Origin of the sequence: Streptomyces sp. NPDC015220, assembly GCF_043079345.1 — a bacterium.
In the GTDB taxonomy this organism is placed as follows: domain Bacteria; phylum Actinomycetota; class Actinomycetes; order Streptomycetales; family Streptomycetaceae; genus Streptomyces.
Genome location: NZ_JBIBUK010000006.1, coordinates 275,712 through 292,939 on the forward strand (window position 1 = coordinate 275,712; position 17,228 = coordinate 292,939).

Here is a 17,228-nt window from a genome sequence, read left to right on the forward strand (position 1 = left end):
CGGATGGGAACTGTCCACGCCCTCCTCACGGGTATCAACGCCTACCCCGCCGACCGTTGCACGCCGCTCACCGGGTGTCTCAACGACGTGGAGGCCGCCGAGGAACTGCTGGTGCGACGCGCCGGTGGGCGGCTCGAGCTGAGGAAGCTGCTGAACGGCGACGCCACCGTGGGCGCTGTCGCGGCGGGTATCCGACGCCACCTCGGACAGGCGAGGCCCGGGGACACGGCGCTGTTCTGGTTCTCCGGCCACGGCACCGAGCAGCCGACCACCGAACGAGCGCACCTCGACATCGAGGCCACCGGCCGCTATCAGGCACTCGTATGCGCGGACGGCCTGCTCGTCGACAAGCGCCTCGGCGCGCTCCTCAACGAGGTGGCCGCGGGCGGCGTCCACACGGTCGCGGTGCTGGACTGCTGCTACGCCGGCGGCGCCACCCGCGGTCGGCACCTCACTGCGCGCTTCGCGTCCCCCGACGCCGCCTGGTTCGCGGCGGCCGCACGCGACGCCCGCGTTCCCGAGCAGCCGGCGAAGCACGTGTTGCTCGCCGCCACCCGGCTCGACCAGCCCTCCTACGAGGGACGGTTCGAGGGCCGGACGCATGGTCTGTTCAGCTACGCCCTGTTGGGCGCGCTGCGGACGGCGAGCCCGGCCGCGACGTACCGCGAGGTGCACGCCGCCGCACGGTCCCGGCTGCAGGTCTCCTGCACGTACCAGCGGCCGACGCTGGCGCCCGCGGAACCGGGCGGGATCGCCGACCAGCCGTTCCTCGGCGGCGCCGGGGCCCGCGATCCCAGCCCGTACCTGTTGTGGGAGGACCGGCAGGACGGCTGGCAGGTCGACTGCGGCAGCGGCCACGGCCTGCCACCGGGGCCGGGCACCGAGTTCCGGGTGACCGGGCCGGACATGCCCCGGCGGACTCCTGAGCGGACGGCGGCCGTGGGCCGCACGGTCAGGGCCGCGACTGTGTGCTTGGAGCGCACCCTCGTCGAGCCGGTGTGCTGGTCACCGACGCCGGCGGAGGTCTACCCGGTGGCTCTCTCCGCACTGGCCGTGCCGCCCGCCTCGGTCGCCCTGTCCGCACCCGACGACCCCGCCGCGGCTCGGGCGCTGGCACGGGCGATCGCCCAAGCCGGGCCCGGTGGCAGCCCCTCCCCGCTGCTGCACCTCGTCGGACGGCCGGAGGACGCCGGTGCCCTGCTGTTCCGGATCGAAGCCCGCGGAGGGCAGGCGCGTGTGCTGCGGCGCGACGGCTCTCCGTTCGTCCCCCCGTTGCCGCTGGACGGGCCCGAGGACGCGGACCGGGTCGCGGCCTGTCTCGTTCATCTGACACGCTGGCACCAGCTCCGCGACCTCGAGGCGCCTCACTCCCCGCTGACGGGACTGGTCCGCCTGGAGATCACGCCCTGGGACAGCGACATTCCGTCGGTGCCCGACGGCGACGGAGAGATCGTCTGCCGGTACGGCCTCGGGCCCGCAGGCCCCGTGCCGCCCCTGGTCTCGGTACGGATCCGCCACCGGGCCACCACGGGGCGCCGGCTGTGGTGCGTCCTGCTCGACCTCACCGACAGCTACGCCTCCCATACCGGGCTCTTCGACGACGGCCGGTTCGTCGGACCGGGGCACACCGGGTACGCCCTCGACAACCGGCCCGTGCAGCTGTCCCTGCCGGCGCACAGGCCGCCGAGGCCCGGCGCATTCGTCCGGGACTGGCTGAAGCTGATCGTCTGCGAGGGCGAGTTGAACACCGTGCCCTTCCATCTCGACCGCTGGGACCCGCTCGCACCCCTCGGCAGCCGGGGCACCGCACTCCGGCACGCGGACGGAGTGCTTCGGTTCGACGCGCCCGCGCGGAGCAGCAGGGACGCTCATCCGGAGAAAGCGGGCGGGCCGGGGCAGTGGGCCACGCAGACGGTCCAGGTGCGTACCGTCGTGCCGCAGTGGTGAGGGGCGGCGGCCCGGATGACTGATCGCTTCGACCTCGATTCCCTGATGGGCTCCGTGAAGGCGGTGATCGGTGACCGGGCGTGGAGCACGGCGGCCGGGCAACTCAGCGCGGTGGTCGCGGAGCACGCGGGCACGACCGATGCCGCGGCGGCCTTCGACCTCTATTACGCCCACTGGCGGAGCATGCCTGGCACCGACCCGCGCCGCCCGGGCTTCGCCGGCCATCTGCTTCAGCTCGTACCGCTGATGCGACAGAGCGGACCCTGCTGCACGCTTGAGCAGGCGCAGGAGCTGGCGGCGGCGGCGCGGACCGTGCGGGACCCGCAATGGCAGGCGCACATCACGGGAGCCCTGGCGCTCGTCGTGTTGCACGACACCGCCGCTGCGCACGCCGATCCGGAGCTGCTCGAGAAGGCGGTCGAGGATCTCGACGCGGCTTCCAGCCAGCTCCCTGCCATGGACGAGACGACTGCCGCCACCGCCACCGGCTTCCGCATCGGCCGCGCGGTGGCGCGAGCGGAGCACGCGCGGCTACGGGGTGGCGAGGGCGAACTCGACGTTTCCATCGAGGAATTGACCGCAGCCCGGCGGGGCCTGGCCGACCGGCCGGACGACCAGGCGTACCTCACCTGCTACATCGCCTGCCTCCGCGTCGGCCGGGCCTACCTCGGCAGGGACGAGGAGGCACTGGACCGGTACATCCGCGAGCAGGAGATCGCGCTGGCCCGGTTGCCGCGCCACCACCCGGGGCGGGACAGCGCCGAGTCGTGGCTCGCCACCAGCCGGACCATGCTCCAAAACCTGATCACCCAGCGGACGGGCCAGTCCTGGCCGGGACCGCGTCCGCGGCTCGACGCCCGCGAACGGCCGGATCCGACGGATCCCTACGCGCTGGTGCAGACCGCGGTCGAAGTGATCGCCGGGGCGGCGGACGACGGGGACCGGGAAGCGATGGCCGAGGCGATCGGTCTGCTCCGTGAGGCACTGGAACGGTGCGAGGAGGGCGGCGAGCACTGGATGCGGTGCGCGGCCCAGCTCGCCACCGCCCATCTCTTGCAGTCCGGTGTCGTCCGCTGGGAGCCCAAGCCGCTCAGCCACCTTTCTCCCGCGGGCCGCGAGATCATCGCCCACACCGACCAGGCCATCTCGCTGCTGCGTCGGGTCCGGCGCTTGGCCGAGGGACCAGCCCACCCGATGTGGACCGGCGTCGGCCGCCTCCTGGCGGACGCGCTGCGCTCGCGGTCGATGATGATGCCGCGGTTCCGGACGGCGGCAGCCGCCCGGCTCGGGGAGGAGTCACGAGAGATCGGCCTCGCCGCGCTGTCCGGCCTCGCCTGGAATGTCCTTCTCCAATCCGGTACCGGTCACGCCATGGAGGCGGGCAGCAGGGCGATGGAGGAAACCTGCCTCGACGTCGCCCGCTGGTGCGTCCTGGACGGCGAACTTGATGACGCGGTCCGGGCGCTGGACAGCGGCCGCGCCTTGATGTTGCACGCGGCGCAGGTCAGCGCCACCGTGCCGGACATGCTGAGGCAGCTCGGCCAGGACGAGCTGGCCGAGGAGTGGAGCACGGCCGGGCCGGTGCCGCTCGAGCCGGAACCCGGCCCGTTCGGCAGCCTGGAGCCCACGTCCGTGCTCCGGCCGGCCGGGCCCGATGTGCGGCTGCGCCGCCGGGTACTGAAAGTGCTGGCCGCATCGCCGTACCGCAACAGGCTGCTCAAGACTCCGGCCCTCGCCGAGATCGCTGGGGCGCTGCGGACCCTCGGCGCCGACGCGCTCGTCTACCTGGTGCCGACGGGGGAACTGGTGCTGCCGACGCGGCGGAGCCTGTCGATTCCCGGCGCCGCACTGATCGTCGGGGCCGACGGGGCACTGCGCTCGGTCGAGCTGCCGGACCTGCGCCTCGATGCCCAGGAGCTCACGGCGTACCAGGCCGTCGGCGGCGCGGGCGGCGACCCGCGTGGGCGCGGGGGTGGGAGTCCGCGCAGGGACGCGGGCCCGGTGACCGCACCCCAGGGCGGGGTGCCGCCGCGCGGGGCCGAGGCCCTGGACCGGTTGTGCGGCTGGGCCTGGAAGTCCGTCATGGCGCTGCTGACGGCGGAGTTCCGCGGAAACGGCGACGTCCACGGCGCTCAGCCCGGCCGATCCCGTGTTCCTTCCGTCGTTCTCATCCCCCTGGGCGCGCTCGGCGCCGTACCGTGGCACGCCGCCTGGCGCGCCAGAGGGCCGGGCCGGCGGTACGTGCTGGAGGACCTGCAGGTCTCGTACGCACCCTCTGCCCGGACCCTGTGCGAGGTCGCCGGGCGAACGCCCCCCGAGGCCAGGGCATCCGGCAGCCCGGCACTGGTGATCGGCAACCCCACCGGGGATCTCAGGTACGCGGGCGAGGAAGCGGAGGCGATCCACCGTGTCTTCTACCCGAACGGCACGTATCTCGACGCGGACACCGCTGATGCGACAGAGGTGTCCGCACGGCTGGCGGACCTGCGCGGCGGCGTGCTGCACCTGGCCTGCCACGCACGGGTCGATCCCGGCGAGCGGCACAGCGCGTACCTGGACCTGGCTGCGGGCAGCAGGCTGGCCGCGGAGGAGCTGATCGAGGGCACGGTCCGGCGAATCGCTCCCGGTCTGGTGTGCCTCGCGGCCTGCTGGAGCAACGTCTCGAGCCGCGGCTACGACGAGGCGTACAGCCTGGCCACGGCCTTTCTGACGGCAGGCGCGCACACGGTGCTCGGCGCCCTGTGGCCGGTGCCGGACGAGGAGACCTCGTTGCTAATGTACATGACCCACCACTACCTGCGGTGCGAGGCGCTGCCGCCAGGGCAGGCCCTACGCCGGGCCCAGCTGTGGATGCTGGACCCACAGCGCAGAACCCCGCCCAGGATGCCGGCCCGCCTCGCTGTCCGGGCCCGGTACATCCGCCCCGCCAACCTGGTCGGCTGGGCGGGCTTCACCCACCAGGGCTGGTGACCACCGGGGCTGCGCTGTTGACCGTCGAACGCCCACGGCGCGCATCACGCGCACTCACTGGGAAAGATGCCGCGCTGAGCGAGTTGCGGAAAAGCCCAAGTCAGACCCACTTTCTCGGCTCGCCCCCTGGGAGCGAGCGCCCAGAGCGTCGCACGAGCGTCACCGCTGTCGGTCCGTCCCGCCTACTCGGGGCAGGCCGGGCTGCCACGACCGGCTGCGAGCACCGGGCACCCGGGCCGGGTTTTCCACGCATGGCTGCGACAAGCACTGCTGAGACCGGAGTCGAGCGATGCCGAGCATGGCCTGGTGAACGCCGTAGCGGAGCCGGTCTCGATGGTGTCGCCGTTCCCGTCGTGGACCAGGAGACCTTGCGGGGTTTCCAGCTCGGTACGTTCCGTGTCGGGCGCCGCCCGCCGGCAGGGACACTGTGAACGGTCACCGAGTGGACCCGGGGCGCCTTGCAGGTGTGGTCCAGCCGCTTCGGCCACCGTAGGGGCAACGAGCGTGGACGCCAGCAAGCTGAACAGAGCGACGGCGGGGATCGCATCCTCTGTATCAACTACCTGCGGATTCAGCCGAGTCGGCCGCCAGCCCTTCACCGTGCGGGTATCAGCGCGAAGCCCCCTCCATTGATCCACAGGAACCCTCGCACCGTACGCATCTGCGCAGATGCCATGGAAGACCTGTGGGGATCCTTGGTCATCACTTGGGGACGTCTTGGTGAACCAGGGACGAAGATCTACTCGGCGCGGACTGTCCACATGTGCACTACAAGGCTGCCTCACTGGCCGTGCGACCCACGCCATGCGCTGCGCATGCGGCCGACTGCCCGCGCAGCACGCATCGCTGGTTCGATCGAGGGGGGCGCATGCCCATATCCGCCGGTCTGCTGCACCGTCGGCGCAGCAGACTCACCAGGTGCGGCCTGCGCAGCACGCTCACGGTCGCGTTGCCGACCGCCGGACTCGGACTGCCGTCCGCAGCGCCCGCGATCGATGGCGCCCTCGCACTCGCAAAGAGGACGCCACAGCCCATCCATTGCGCTCTGCAACGCTGCCGGCGAAGCCGCAAGGTCACACCCCGGCCCCTTCGCCGGCCGCCATGCACGCTCGTCCACCTGGACGAGCCCTTTCGAAAGGAACGACTCGTGCGCATAGCACGCCGTCACCGGACCGCGATCGCCGTAGCCGCCCTGGGGGCCGGAGTCGGTCTCACACCGCTGCAGAGCGCGAGCGCGGATCCCGCCGCTGCCTCGATCGCAGTGGGCGTGGACCACCGGATCGACCTGTGGGGTCCGGCCGCCAACGTGGACATCACCGTCACCGCGCCGCCGGCCACCGACGGCTACATCCGCCTCGAGCTGCCCGGCAACGCGGTGGACAACCTCCACTTCACCGACGATGCCGGGCAGGCGCTCCCCCTGGCCAGCGCCGAGGGACGCCAGTACCTGCTCATCGGAGCCGAAGACAGCGACCACAACGGCGTGGCCGGTGCCCCACTCGCCGACGGAGTCATCCACCTCCATGTCAGCGCCGACTACTCAACCTCCAGATACAGCCAGCTCTTCGCCTACCTGATCGACGGAACGACCAACAAGGCCATCGCTTCCTCCACCAGCCTGGGCTCCACCAATCTGCTTCAGGTGGACCAGCCCTACCTCAGCACCCAGTGGCAGACCCCTCAGGGCGCCTACCAGGACAACACCCCCGTCGAGGTGACCACGGGTGCGGGCCGCCCCGTGCAGGAGAAGCTGCACATCCAGATGTCGATGACGGCGCCACCGCCGTCGACGCGCACCCGGATCGTGTTCAGCTCGCAGGAGATCGCCGCCGCCGGCTACACCGCGATGCAGCTCGCCGACGCGGTCACAGTCGGCTACTCCGCCGACGGCGAGCAGTACTCCCACCTGGCGTGGACCGTGGGGGACGACGGCTCGCTCAGCATCGACCTGCCGGCCCTCGACGGCTGGGGGAGCACTGGTCAGCGCGATCAGTACCTCAGCTTCAGCGCCACCTGGGGCCTGCCGGCCGGTGCGTTGAGGGGGTCGTTCGAGGTGCGCGACGCGCAGGGCAGGCAGTACGCGGGCCGGCAGGAGGACCTGACGTTCACCGCCGACGTCGTGCCGTCCTTCGCACGGGCGGCGTACTACGGGCGCGACAGCGCCGGCGTGCTGTGGCAGTACCAGGCCGACCCCTACGGAGCCGGCAACCGCCGCACCGCGCGGACCAAGGTCGGCGGCGGCTGGCAGAGCTACAACGTCCTCTCCAAGCTGTCCGCCCTGAAGGCCGACGGCACCGGCGACCTCGTCGCCCGGGACGCCTCGGGCGTGCTCTGGTACTACCAGGGCACCGGCCACATCAAGGTCCCCTTCTCCCCGCGCCGGCGCGTCGGAGCGGGCTGGCAGACCTACACCACGCTGACCGGCGCGGGCGACCTGACCGGCGACGGCCACCCCGACCTCCTGGCCCGCGACCACGACGGAATCCTGTGGCTCTACAAGGGCACCGGCAACCCAGCCGCCCCCTTCGCCGCCCGCACCCGCATCGGCGGCGGCTGGAACACCTACACGGCGCTCATCGGCGCGACGGACACGACAGGTGACGGCCGCCCCGACCTCCTGGCCCGCGACCACGACGGAATCCTGTGGCTCTACAAGGGCACCGGCAACCCAGCCGCCCCGTTCACCGCCCGCACCCGCATCGGCGGCGGCTGGAACACTTACACCTTCCTGGCCAGTACCCACGACACGAACAACGACGGCCGGTGCGACCTGCTAGCCATCGACCACGACGGAGTGCTGTGGCTCTACGCGGGCACCGGCAACCCGGCCGCACCCTTCGCCGGCCGCGTCAAAGCCGGCACAGGCTGGAACATCTACAACACGCTGATCTAGGAAAGGCGAGGCAGCGAGCCCGGATCGTTGCCGAGGCCGAAGGCCCCTCGACGACTCTTACGGAAGGCAGCGCCTGTCCGGGCGCTGCCCTCGCCCGGTTTCGTCGAAGTACCCGTAGCGCCAGGCCCACTGGGCGAGCTGGTCGGAGTCGTCGTAGGGGTGGGCGGTCTCGGCGAACAGCACGGGCGCCTCCTGAGCTGAGGGGCGGGCGAGTCCCAATGGCCGGGCGCTCCGGTCTTTCCAGCACGGGCGGAAGCGCTGTCTGACCTGTCGGGTAGGGTGCGGTCCTCAGGCGGCCGGGAGCCCCGCGGAGCGCAGTGGCACCGCCGTCATGGCAATCCTGGGGGGATCATGCGGACAAGAATGGTTCTGCGCCGGTACGCGAGCGTGGGGGCCGCCGCGGCCGTGCTGGTGCTGGGAGGGGTAGGAGTCGTCGGATCCACTGTCGGAGCGCAGGCGGCGGAGGGACCGCAGCGCGTCGTGTATGCGGAATCGGCCACGGTCGACGGCGTGCTGACGTTCTCGCTGGTGTCGATGAACGCCGACGGTTCCGATCGCCGGGTCCTGGTTCCCACTGGTGACGGACTGCCTCCGGGCGAGTACGACAGCCCGGTCTTCTCGCCCGACGGGCGGCATCTGGCGTTCATCAGTGAGGACGGGTTCGGGGATGTCTGGGTCGCCAACTCCGACGGCAGCGGGGCGCGGCCTGTCGCCATGGACGTCCAGGACCCGGACGGGTGGGTGGCCCAGCTCGCCTGGGGCCCGAACAGCGACATGCTCTACCTGGGCTTCCAGTCCATGCCCGGTCACGACCGCCTCCGGCTGATGAAGGTCAACCTTGACGGGAGCGGGCTCGGCTACGTGCTGCCCGACCAGCCGAACGTGTTCGACGGCCAGCCCTCGGTCGCCCCGGACGGCACGCTGGCCTTTCTTCGCGGCAGCACCATCGAGGTGTACGACCCGCACAAGGGCGGTACACCCACCCCGCTCACCTTGGGCCTCCAGCCCGCGTACTCGCCCGATGGCACCAAGCTGGCCTTCACCCGGCAGGCGTCGGGCGGATTCCAGGTGTTCGTGCGCGATCTGGCCAGCGGCCAGGAGACGCAGATCACGGCCGACCCCGGTGGGGTGATGTACCCGTCCTGGTCGCCCGACGGCAGCCAGCTGGCCTATCTCGCCGGCGGCACGGACATGCGGCTGACGGTGCATTCAGCCACCGCTGCCGGAGGGCCGGGCGCACCGATCACCAGTGGCGACGTTCAGGGCAACGGACGTCCCACCTGGGTCGTCCCCGCCGCCACTTCCAGCCCCGGCCCGGACCTCACCGGTGACGGCAGGCCGGATCTGGTGGCCCGGGACAACTCGGGCATCCTGTGGCTGTACAAGGGAACAGGCACTGCTACCACCCCCTACGCGACGCGCACCAAGATCGGCGGAGGCTGGAACACCTACAACTCCTTGACCTCAACGGGGGACCTGACCGGCGACGGCAGATCAGATTTGATAGCCCGGGACAACTCAGGTGTCCTGTGGCTGTACAAAGGAACAGGCACTGCTACCACCCCCTACGCGACGCGCACCAAGATCGGCGGAGGCTGGAACACCTACAACGCACTGAGCGGTTCCGGTGATCTGACCGGCGACGGCCAACCAGACCTGATAGCCCGGGACAACTCGGGCATCCTGTGGCTGTACAAAGGAACAGGCACTGCTACCACCCCCTACGCGACGCGCACCAAGATCGGCGGAGGCTGGAACACGTACAACGCGCTGAGCTGAGCACGGCAGATCGTCCCGATCGGTCCACCCGGTGCTCGTGCAGGTGCGTTGAGCGCACCGTAGGGGACGGGGTGACGCCGAAGGGGTCGGGCAGGGCCGGGTGGTCGGGCCGGGATCCGGCGGGCGGCGGCGTGTCGAGGTGGCTGAGGGCGGCGGCGATGACGACCGAGCCGGGGGCGTCGGGCGGCGGGAGGTGCAGCGGGCGGCGACGTCCGGTGCGTGGCATGCCCAGGCTGTCCCGCCATTCCTGCCATGCTGATTGAGGATCACTCACCGCAACAGCATGTCCTACGGTCGGGAGGCGGCGGCTATCGGCGCATCTGTCTCTGCTGGCACAGCAGACTCTGTTGTTCACGGAACTGCGGCCAGAGCCGTTCTCGAAGATTCCCATCAGCGGGTGGGTCCGGGCGTCTTGCTGATGCGGCGCCGGGGTCGGGGGTCTGTCCGGCCCGGCACCTGGGATCCGCACGTGGGGGCAGGATCAGGGGCCGGACCGGACCGGGCTGTCGACGTACAGGTGTACGTGGTCCTGGCAAGAGCGGAGGAGCGAGGCCCCCGACTTAACCAGAGCAACGCAAGCGGATCGTTAGCGGAGGGCCACATACTGCCGGGGCGCGGACAGTCGGCCACGCACGGCGGTTTCGGCCGACACGTCCCGCGCACGCGGTGCTGCACACCGCGTCACCCACGTAGGCGAGAGAACAGAGAGCTCGGGATGATGAAGATCAAGGCTGCGATCGTCGCGGCGGCCGCCGTGGCGGGACTCGCGGTGGCCACCGCGCCGGCCCAGGCGAACGAGTGCGGGGCCGAGGGCGGCGGTCGGTACATCTGTGAGTACGGCGTGAGCGAGCACCAGTTGCCGGAGAAGGGCAGGAAAGAACAGTTCGTCGTCGGTACCGACTACGCGGTGTGGACACGCGTGGGCAAGGACGGCACGTGGGGCAGGTGGGTGTCCCTCGGCGGAGTGGCCCGTAGCAAGGTCATCATCGAGAGTGGCTACCAGAATGACGACTTCATCACGCGCGTGAACGTGTTCGGAACCGACGGCTCGCTCTGGTTCAGGTTCCGGCCGGAAATCGGCGAAAGCTGGACCCCCTGGGACAAAAGATAAGTAGGACGAGGGTCCCGAGGGATCAGGGGATTTCTCTTTCCGGAACGTTGGGAGGCCTGCCCGTGCCGCAGCGCGGTCACCGTACCGGGCGTCCCGTCATGCGCAACCGGCGTGGCGCGGCGTGGAAGCTGGAGGCGGCTCCTTCCATGAGACCCGTCTGACCTGCAGTCCCCCTTCCTCACACCTCGGGGGCCTCAGTGGGGCACAAGGGTCTTCCGGTTCGGTGTAGACGTCGCAATCCACACCGAACCGGAAGACCCTCACCTGTTCAAGATCCCTCAGTCGAGACCTGGCTCACGCGTCCACAACCTCCCCGGACGGAAAACCCAGGGCGCGGTTCCGTTGCGGTAGTTGCCCGAGCCGCAGCGGCCCGGATCGTGCTTCTCATAGCCGAGGTGTTCCGTCATCTCGGCATCCAGGGCTTGCTCGAGCACCGCGAGGGTGACCGCGGTCAGCAGCCCGCCCTCGCCCAGCAAGGCGGCACCGGAGGCGTCGGCGCGATCCATCAGCCGCTCGACGACCTCGTTCACCAGCTTGTCCTCGACCGGCTCGACGGCCGGGGTTTCCCTTTCCGTCATGGTCCGTCCGTCCCGGCTGGTCAAGGCCCTGCAACCGGGCCCTGGCCAGCCTGTCACATCACGGACTCACGCGATCTTTCGGACACGCCCCGCCCGTCTCCATGGTCGAGGCGTCCTCTGGCTGTGGGACGCCGGGTAGAGACAGCCCTGGCCGTTCTCGGTTGGTCTTCATCTCGATCAGGGTGTGCGTCCGGCGGCCCTTGCAGCGCCAGCCGGGCCTTCTGCGGCCTGGTCCAACAGGATGCCCAATCCGCTGGCCAGTTCACGCTCCGCATCGTGGTCGGCGAGCAATGGGGCCGTAGCCCGAAGGTGCGGGTACTGGGCGGCGGGCAGCCGATGCAGACCGAGGCGCAGAAGAGGGTCGGGTTCTTCGGGGTTGTCGATCATCTGGCGCTTGTCGACCAGGAGATAGCCGACTACCCACGCGGTGAGCGCTCGGTAGATCCGTAGCCTGGTGTGCTCATCGAACCCCGATCGGGCCAGGAGGGCGAGGACGTGCTCGTTGAGCTGGAGCATGGGGGCGGGGCGGCGGGCCAGCGGGAGGGTCACTGGCCGCGTGGCGACCAGCGGGAAGACGCTGGGGTGGGCTTGGGCGACCCGCGCGTAGGCGTGTGCGATGCGCTGTAGTTCCTGGCGCCAGGCGACGGCCGCTTCGGCCTGGGGACGAGCGTGCTCCGCTACGGTCTGCGCCGCCAGGTCGGCGTTGACCTCAGCGAAGAACATCTCGATGACGCCGTCCAGCAGCGCCTGCTTACTGGCCGCGTACCGGTACAACGCCATGGGCTCCACCCCTAGGTCGGTGGCGAGGCGGCGCATGGTCAAGGCGGCCAGGCCCTCGCGGTCGACCAGGTCCATGGCGGCCGCGAGCACACTCGGTCGGCTCAGTCGGCCGCGGGCCGCCGATGGCTTCCCTTCGGCTGGATCTGATGCCGGCCTGCGGCGCGCACCGTCTTCCATGTCCGTCTCCCAGCGGAGGGCAGATCTGCCTTGACCTCATGTTGGCTGCGGGTGCAGGGTGGAGATACGGCGTACATATCCAAGGTAAACATATTTGATCCGTATACAAGCCATTTCGCGAAGATGACGCCGCGCTCGGTGAGGAGGGCGCCATGGCCGCAACGCGGGCAGACCCGAGCAAGCCGCACACCGAGTCGGAGAGACTCGGCTGGACGATCAACATCCCCGGACATGAACCCCGACGGGACTCCGCGGAGTACATCGCCTCCCGCAAGCGAATGCACGAGCTGGTCGACACATTGAACCCGCCGTTCTACGGGCCGGAACCCGTCGAGGACCACCACGGCGGCGGGCTGTGGCTCAAGGACGACGAGGGCTGGTTCATGGTCCGTAATCTCGCCGGAATCGAGTGGTCCTCCCAATTCTGCGCCGATCCGGCCAAGGTCGATCTGCTCCGCCAGAACGCCCGCCGCCTGTATGCGCTCTTCCCTGACGCTGTGCAGGAACTCGGTATCCGTGAACTGCTGGACACCCCCATCACCGATGCCGACGGAGTGAAGAGGTGGACCGATTCGATCTGCAACGCCAGCGTCCCGCTGCCGCATGACGCGCATTCGGCAGAACTGCCGCAGGGCGGTGGGGTCCACCACTACCCTAGTCCCATCACCGAGATCGCCTTCTTCAAGGAGGACGACTTCCAGTTGTGGGTCACCGACGCCGGCGGCAACTCGGTTGCAGTGACCCCGATCGCAGAACGGGGCTCCGGCGAAGGACGCGTCCAGGTGCTCTACGCGCCGGAGCGATCCGCGCTGTACCCGCAGCTGGAGCAGGCGCGGGGCCGCGGAGACGTGCTGGTGCTCAACGCGGAGCATCCGGTGGCCCAGGCGGCGTTCCAGCAGCAGTACGCAAAGCCGGCCCCCAGAAGGCCGGCCGCATCACAACCGGCTGGATGACCGGCGAGTCCCAGGACCACCGCGAAGGTGAACAACAGGTGGTCGAAGCCGTGGCCGAGCTACGGGAAGACGGCATGACCCGTGAGTCCGTCAGTCAGTGGTGTGCCGCACACGGCATCGATGTCCTGCCCATGGCGGCCGGTGTGCTGCTCACCGGAGCGGCACGGCGATTCCGTGAGGCTTTCGGCCACTCCGCCGGCAACCGCAGACAGGCGGTGGAGCTCCCGGTCCCGGACGAACTCCAGGGCATCGTGCGGTCAGTGACCGTATTGCCGATCCCCGAACTCCACACTCACGACACCCCGTCAACCGGAATCTGAGGCCCGGTGAATTCCCGGAGAAGAACATGGCACTCCTTCCAGCGATCACGAGGAACGGGCAACCTGCCCCTGAACTGGTGTTCGGCTATGTGTCGGCCCGCTCCCAGGGCGGCAGACCGATGACCCACGCGGACGAGTTCTCCTCGACCGAGCCGTTCCACGCCGATGGCCACACCCGCGAACTCGCCCAGCAGCAAGCGCAGACCTCCGGACTCGCGATCACTGCCGAAAGCCGGATGGGATTCACGGTCTGCGGACCGCCTGCCGCGTTCGAGGAGCTGACCGGCGGCCGTGTCGAGTCGTACGAGTCGCTGCAGCACGTGCAGAGCGGGCGCGTCCGCTATGTGACCCACCTTGACATCGTCGGCGACGGACAACCTGAGGATCTGGGGGTGGGCATCGCACCTGCCGACTCGATCGAGGCAGTGGTGCTGGAGCAGCCGCGCTCGCCGAATCAACTGTCGCCGTCGGCTCAGCCGCCGACTGTGGCGAAGTACCACCTCAGGCTCCCCGGAGACGTAGCCATGCTGCTGGGCGCCACTGCAGCGCAGCGGGAAGGCGAGGTGGGCGCCGGAGTGCAGGTGGCCATGGTGGACACCGGCCAGTACACGCACCCCTACTTCACCCTTCAGGGCTACCACATCGACCCCGTCATCGCCGTGATACCGGGGACCAATCCCTCACAGGACCCGGTCGGGCACGGGACCGGGGAATCGGCCAACATCTTCGCGATAGCGCCCGGCGCGACGCTGAGGCCGTACCGGGCCAGCAATGCCGGCGGCCAGCTGACCAGCGCCATGACCGGGGTCCTGCGTGCAAAGGCTGATCATCCGCAGGTGATCAGCAATTCCTGGGGCGGCGACCTCGACTACCCGCCCGCCGATCCCCTGCCGCACGCGTACCGCACCTGGGTACTGGAGATCCTCGATGCGGTGGAGCAGGGCATCGTGGTCGTCTTCTCCGCCGGAAACGGCCAGTTCTCCGTGGAACCGCAGATCCCCGGCGTCATCGCCGCGGGCGGAGTCTTCGCAGGCCCCGCACTCGACCTTCAGGCATCCAACTACGCGAGCGGTTACGCCAGTCCATGGTTCGACGGTGTGGTCGTGCCCACGGTGTGCGGCCTGGTGGGCATGCAGCCGCGGGCCCAGTACCTCATGCTGCCCATCCCACCCGGCTGCCAGATCGACATGGACGAAAGCCAAGCCAGTGACGGCCAACTCCCGGACACCGGCGACGGCACACGATCGGACGACGGCTGGGCACTGTTCTCGGGCACCTCCGCAGCCGCCCCGCAAATCGCCGGCGCCGCAGCCGTGCTGCTGGGCGCCCGGCCTGGGCTCACACCCGAACAAATCGTCACAGCCCTCACCCGGACCGCCACCGACATCACCGTCGGCCACACCCACCCACGGTTCAACAACCCAGCCACACCAGGCGACGACCTGGCCACCGGCGCGGGATTGGTCAACGTGGGAGCGGCCTTGGACCACGTACGGAGAATGCCCTGACCGTGCGCCGGGCCGCCGAGCGCGACGAGGACACGGTGGCCACCTGGATCAGGGAGACCTGGCCCCGCGTGGAAAGACGGTGAGGAACCAGGATGCGTGGCTGTGCTTCGCCGACGAGTCGGGCCAGGCGCTCCGGCCGCCCAAGGCACGGACCTGGTCACGGCGCGGCCACACGCGCCCCGCGTCACCGTCCGGACCGGGGGCTCGGGAGCTATCGACATGGATCCGGACCCCGAAACGCCGAAGTCGGTCAGCGCGGGCCCGAGTCCGGCGAAGAGATCGACCAAGACCCGCGCGTCGCGCGCGAGCGGCGCCCGTTCATCCGCGGCGCCGAGGAACGGCCCTTCGCTGTGTCGGCCCCGTGACGGTCAGCACCGTGCGTGCTGACCGCGCTGCTATCGCTGCCGGGGGGTCACCGCCGGCCCGGTTGCACGGTCACGGGGCGGGTGGTGTGGCGCTTGCGTGAGCCGCTGAGACAGACGGCGGTCATCGAACGGCCTTGACCGCGAGCGGCCGACAGGGCACTGACCTCGCTCGGTCCGGCCTCGTACCCGAAAGGTGCACCGGCGATGGACAAGCCGCGCGAACGACGACGGGCGACGGCCTGGGCCAGGGCAACCCTCGGCCAGTCCGCCGGTGAGGCCGCCGTCCAGGGCGCCGACGCCCCCGGCCCGGCCGGGCCGGGGAGCGCCCCGCACCTGCCCGTTGTTGCGGCCGGGCGCCTGTACCGCTATGTCAGCGGTATCGACCGAGAGGCCCGCCCGATGACGGCGCAGGAGCTCGCCGCCCTCGGCGACCCGATGGCCACGCTCCTGTTCCGGCACGACCGCTTCCCCCTCACTCTGCCCGACCTGCTCGCCTCTCTCCCGCCGCCGGCCACCGCCGCCCAGCAGGTGTACCTGATCGGCGAGGCCGGCCAGGTCCCGCCCGCAACCGCCCCCGGCCTGCACCGCGACCTGCGCTTCGCGATCGCCCGCGCTGTCCAGGGCCGCGACACCGACCTGCTGATCAGCACCGGCGCCGACGCTGATCCGGCCACCACCTTCCTCCAGGTCGCCGCCTGGGACCCCACCGCCAGGGTCTTCAACTACTACATGCGGATCACCCCGGGCTGGGTATGGACCGGCAACTCCTGGTCCGCCCTAGAACCCGGCTCCCGCGGCAACGGCTGCTTCGACAGCCACGTCAACGGCAGCGTCGTGATGAAGGAACTCAAGCAACCCTGGAGCAACTGGCAGTCCCAGGCCGCCACCATCCAGCTCGCCCCGGACGACCCGCTCCGCGCCAACCCCCTCTACCAGCAGCTCTCCGGCGCCGAGAACCTCGAACTGACCGTCCGCGCCCTGGTCGGCCGCTGGACCGCCGCCCGCCTGGCCGCCGTCACCGCCACCGGCACCATCGAGCACCCGGACCGGCTGCTGCGCCACCTGTTCACCACCACCTCGGTCAACCTCGCCAGCACCGCGACCCAGAGCAGCACCATCACACCGACCGGCGCCGACCTCCCGCTGCCGGCCGGGTTCTGGCTCAACACCGACCTACTGCTCGGCGCGCCGCTGGCCCTGCCCGTCACCGCGGGCCTGCCGCTGGCGCCCGCCACGCACTACATCGACAGCCTCACCGCCTTCGACTTCCACCTGGAGGAAAAGGTCAGCGGCTTCTCCCGCCCAGGCGACACCTTCTTCGCGTTCGTGACACCCGAGGCCGCGCACGAGGACAACGACGTCGTCCGCCAGTTGGTCCAACTCGGTATCATCCCGGCCAAGTTCGCCGTATGCGCGCTCATGGTCGACTTCACCGACCCGGTCTTCAGCGCCGACCGCGCCCAGCTGATGGCCTACGTCCCCACCACCCCGACCCCGACCGCCGCGCTGGCCGGCCGGATCACCCAGGCGATCCTCTCCGCCGCAGCGAGGCTGCCCGCCACCAGTCCCGAAGGCCGGTTCGCCGCCGCCTGGGCCCTGCCCGGCACGGACTGGCCCGCTGCCTTCGCCCAGCGCATCGACGCCTACCTCACCGCGGCAGCCGCCCGCATCCGCACCCAGGACGGCTTCTTCGACTGTGTGCGCCTGGCGGAATCCCGCCGCCGGGAGTTCAAGGGGATGCGCCTCAACGAGTTCGATCTCACCCTGCCCGTCACCAACATCCCCGCCGCCGAGCCCCGCCTGGCCATGCTCGAGGACGCCACCGTCATCCCCCAGCCCTGACCCGC

11 protein-coding genes and 1 pseudogene are annotated in these 17,228 nt (G+C 70.4%); 9 read left to right on the top strand and 3 right to left on the bottom strand.

Going from position 1 to position 17,228, the window contains the following annotated elements; all coding sequences use genetic code 11:
• Positions 1 to 3 precede the first annotated feature (3 nt).
• From ACF061_RS16535 to ACF061_RS16545, 3 genes are all read left to right on the top strand, one after another.
• Positions 4 to 1,947 carry a caspase domain-containing protein gene (locus ACF061_RS16535; protein WP_392267557.1) on the top strand — a complete coding sequence of 648 codons (1,944 nt, stop codon included), beginning with the start codon at positions 4 to 6 and terminating at the stop codon, positions 1,945 to 1,947.
• A 15-nt stretch (positions 1,948 to 1,962) separates the two neighbouring features.
• Entirely contained in the window at positions 1,963 to 4,917 is a 2,955-nt protein-coding gene (locus ACF061_RS16540) for a CHAT domain-containing protein (RefSeq protein WP_392267558.1), read from the top strand.
• Positions 4,918 to 6,064: 1,147 nt separating this feature from the next.
• Positions 6,065 to 7,810, top strand: coding sequence for an FG-GAP repeat domain-containing protein (locus ACF061_RS16545; protein WP_392267559.1), 1,746 nt, complete (start codon positions 6,065 to 6,067; stop codon positions 7,808 to 7,810).
• Between the two features lie 57 nt (positions 7,811 to 7,867).
• On the opposite strand, the gene ACF061_RS16550 is transcribed toward ACF061_RS16545, so the two are convergent.
• On the bottom strand, positions 7,868 to 7,993 hold the full coding sequence (locus ACF061_RS16550; RefSeq protein ID WP_392267560.1) for a hypothetical protein: 126 nt from the start codon (positions 7,991 to 7,993) through the stop codon (positions 7,868 to 7,870).
• A gap of 180 nt (positions 7,994 to 8,173) precedes the next feature.
• On the opposite strand from ACF061_RS16550, the gene ACF061_RS16555 reads away from it, so the two are divergent.
• Both ACF061_RS16555 and ACF061_RS16560 read left to right on the top strand, forming a co-directional pair.
• On the top strand, positions 8,174 to 9,589 hold the full coding sequence (locus ACF061_RS16555; RefSeq protein WP_392267561.1) for an FG-GAP-like repeat-containing protein: 1,416 nt from the start codon (positions 8,174 to 8,176) through the stop codon (positions 9,587 to 9,589).
• 715 nt (positions 9,590 to 10,304) lie between these two features.
• The gene (locus tag ACF061_RS16560) at positions 10,305 to 10,700 is read left to right on the top strand and encodes a hypothetical protein (protein WP_392267562.1); all 396 of its coding nucleotides are present in this window, start codon (positions 10,305 to 10,307) and stop codon (positions 10,698 to 10,700) included.
• A 278-nt stretch (positions 10,701 to 10,978) separates the two neighbouring features.
• On the opposite strand, the gene ACF061_RS16565 is transcribed toward ACF061_RS16560, so the two are convergent.
• Entirely contained in the window at positions 10,979 to 11,278 is a 300-nt protein-coding gene (locus ACF061_RS16565; protein WP_392267563.1) for a transposase, read from the bottom strand.
• A 177-nt stretch (positions 11,279 to 11,455) separates the two neighbouring features.
• Positions 11,456 to 12,133: a TetR/AcrR family transcriptional regulator gene (locus tag ACF061_RS16570; RefSeq protein WP_392267564.1), complete on the bottom strand. Its 678-nt coding sequence runs from the start codon at positions 12,131 to 12,133 to the stop codon at positions 11,456 to 11,458.
• A gap of 236 nt (positions 12,134 to 12,369) precedes the next feature.
• Between ACF061_RS16570 and ACF061_RS16575 the strand changes: the two are divergent.
• From ACF061_RS16575 to ACF061_RS16590, 4 genes and pseudogenes are all read left to right on the top strand, one after another.
• A pseudogene (locus ACF061_RS16575) lies at positions 12,370 to 13,188 on the top strand (DUF6424 family protein); the annotation flags it as partial.
• Positions 13,185 to 13,508: a hypothetical protein gene (locus ACF061_RS16580; protein WP_392267565.1), complete on the top strand. Its 324-nt coding sequence runs from the start codon at positions 13,185 to 13,187 to the stop codon at positions 13,506 to 13,508. The pseudogene ACF061_RS16575 and the gene ACF061_RS16580, both read left to right, overlap by 4 nt.
• 77 nt (positions 13,509 to 13,585) lie before the next feature.
• Positions 13,586 to 15,016: a S8 family serine peptidase gene (locus tag ACF061_RS16585; protein WP_392267566.1), complete on the top strand. Its 1,431-nt coding sequence runs from the start codon at positions 13,586 to 13,588 to the stop codon at positions 15,014 to 15,016.
• Between the two features lie 569 nt (positions 15,017 to 15,585).
• Entirely contained in the window at positions 15,586 to 17,223 is a 1,638-nt protein-coding gene (locus ACF061_RS16590) for a hypothetical protein (RefSeq protein ID WP_392267567.1), read from the top strand.
• Positions 17,224 to 17,228: the final 5 nt, after the last annotated feature.

Excerpts from the sequence above, each read along its gene's own strand:
- ACF061_RS16535 (WP_392267557.1), top strand. The coding sequence starts at position 4 with ATGGGAACTGTCCACGCCCTCCTCACGGGTATCAACGCCTACCCCGCC.
- ACF061_RS16540 (WP_392267558.1), top strand. The coding sequence starts at position 1,963 with ATGACTGATCGCTTCGACCTCGATTCCCTGATGGGCTCCGTGAAGGCG.
- ACF061_RS16555 (WP_392267561.1), top strand. The coding sequence starts at position 8,174 with ATGGTTCTGCGCCGGTACGCGAGCGTGGGGGCCGCCGCGGCCGTGCTG.
- ACF061_RS16560 (WP_392267562.1), top strand. The coding sequence starts at position 10,305 with ATGATGAAGATCAAGGCTGCGATCGTCGCGGCGGCCGCCGTGGCGGGA.
- ACF061_RS16565 (WP_392267563.1), bottom strand. The coding sequence starts at position 11,278 with ATGACGGAAAGGGAAACCCCGGCCGTCGAGCCGGTCGAGGACAAGCTG.
- ACF061_RS16570 (WP_392267564.1), bottom strand. The coding sequence starts at position 12,133 with ATGGACCTGGTCGACCGCGAGGGCCTGGCCGCCTTGACCATGCGCCGC.
- ACF061_RS16580 (WP_392267565.1), top strand. The coding sequence starts at position 13,185 with ATGACCGGCGAGTCCCAGGACCACCGCGAAGGTGAACAACAGGTGGTC.
- ACF061_RS16590 (WP_392267567.1), top strand. The coding sequence starts at position 15,586 with ATGGACAAGCCGCGCGAACGACGACGGGCGACGGCCTGGGCCAGGGCA.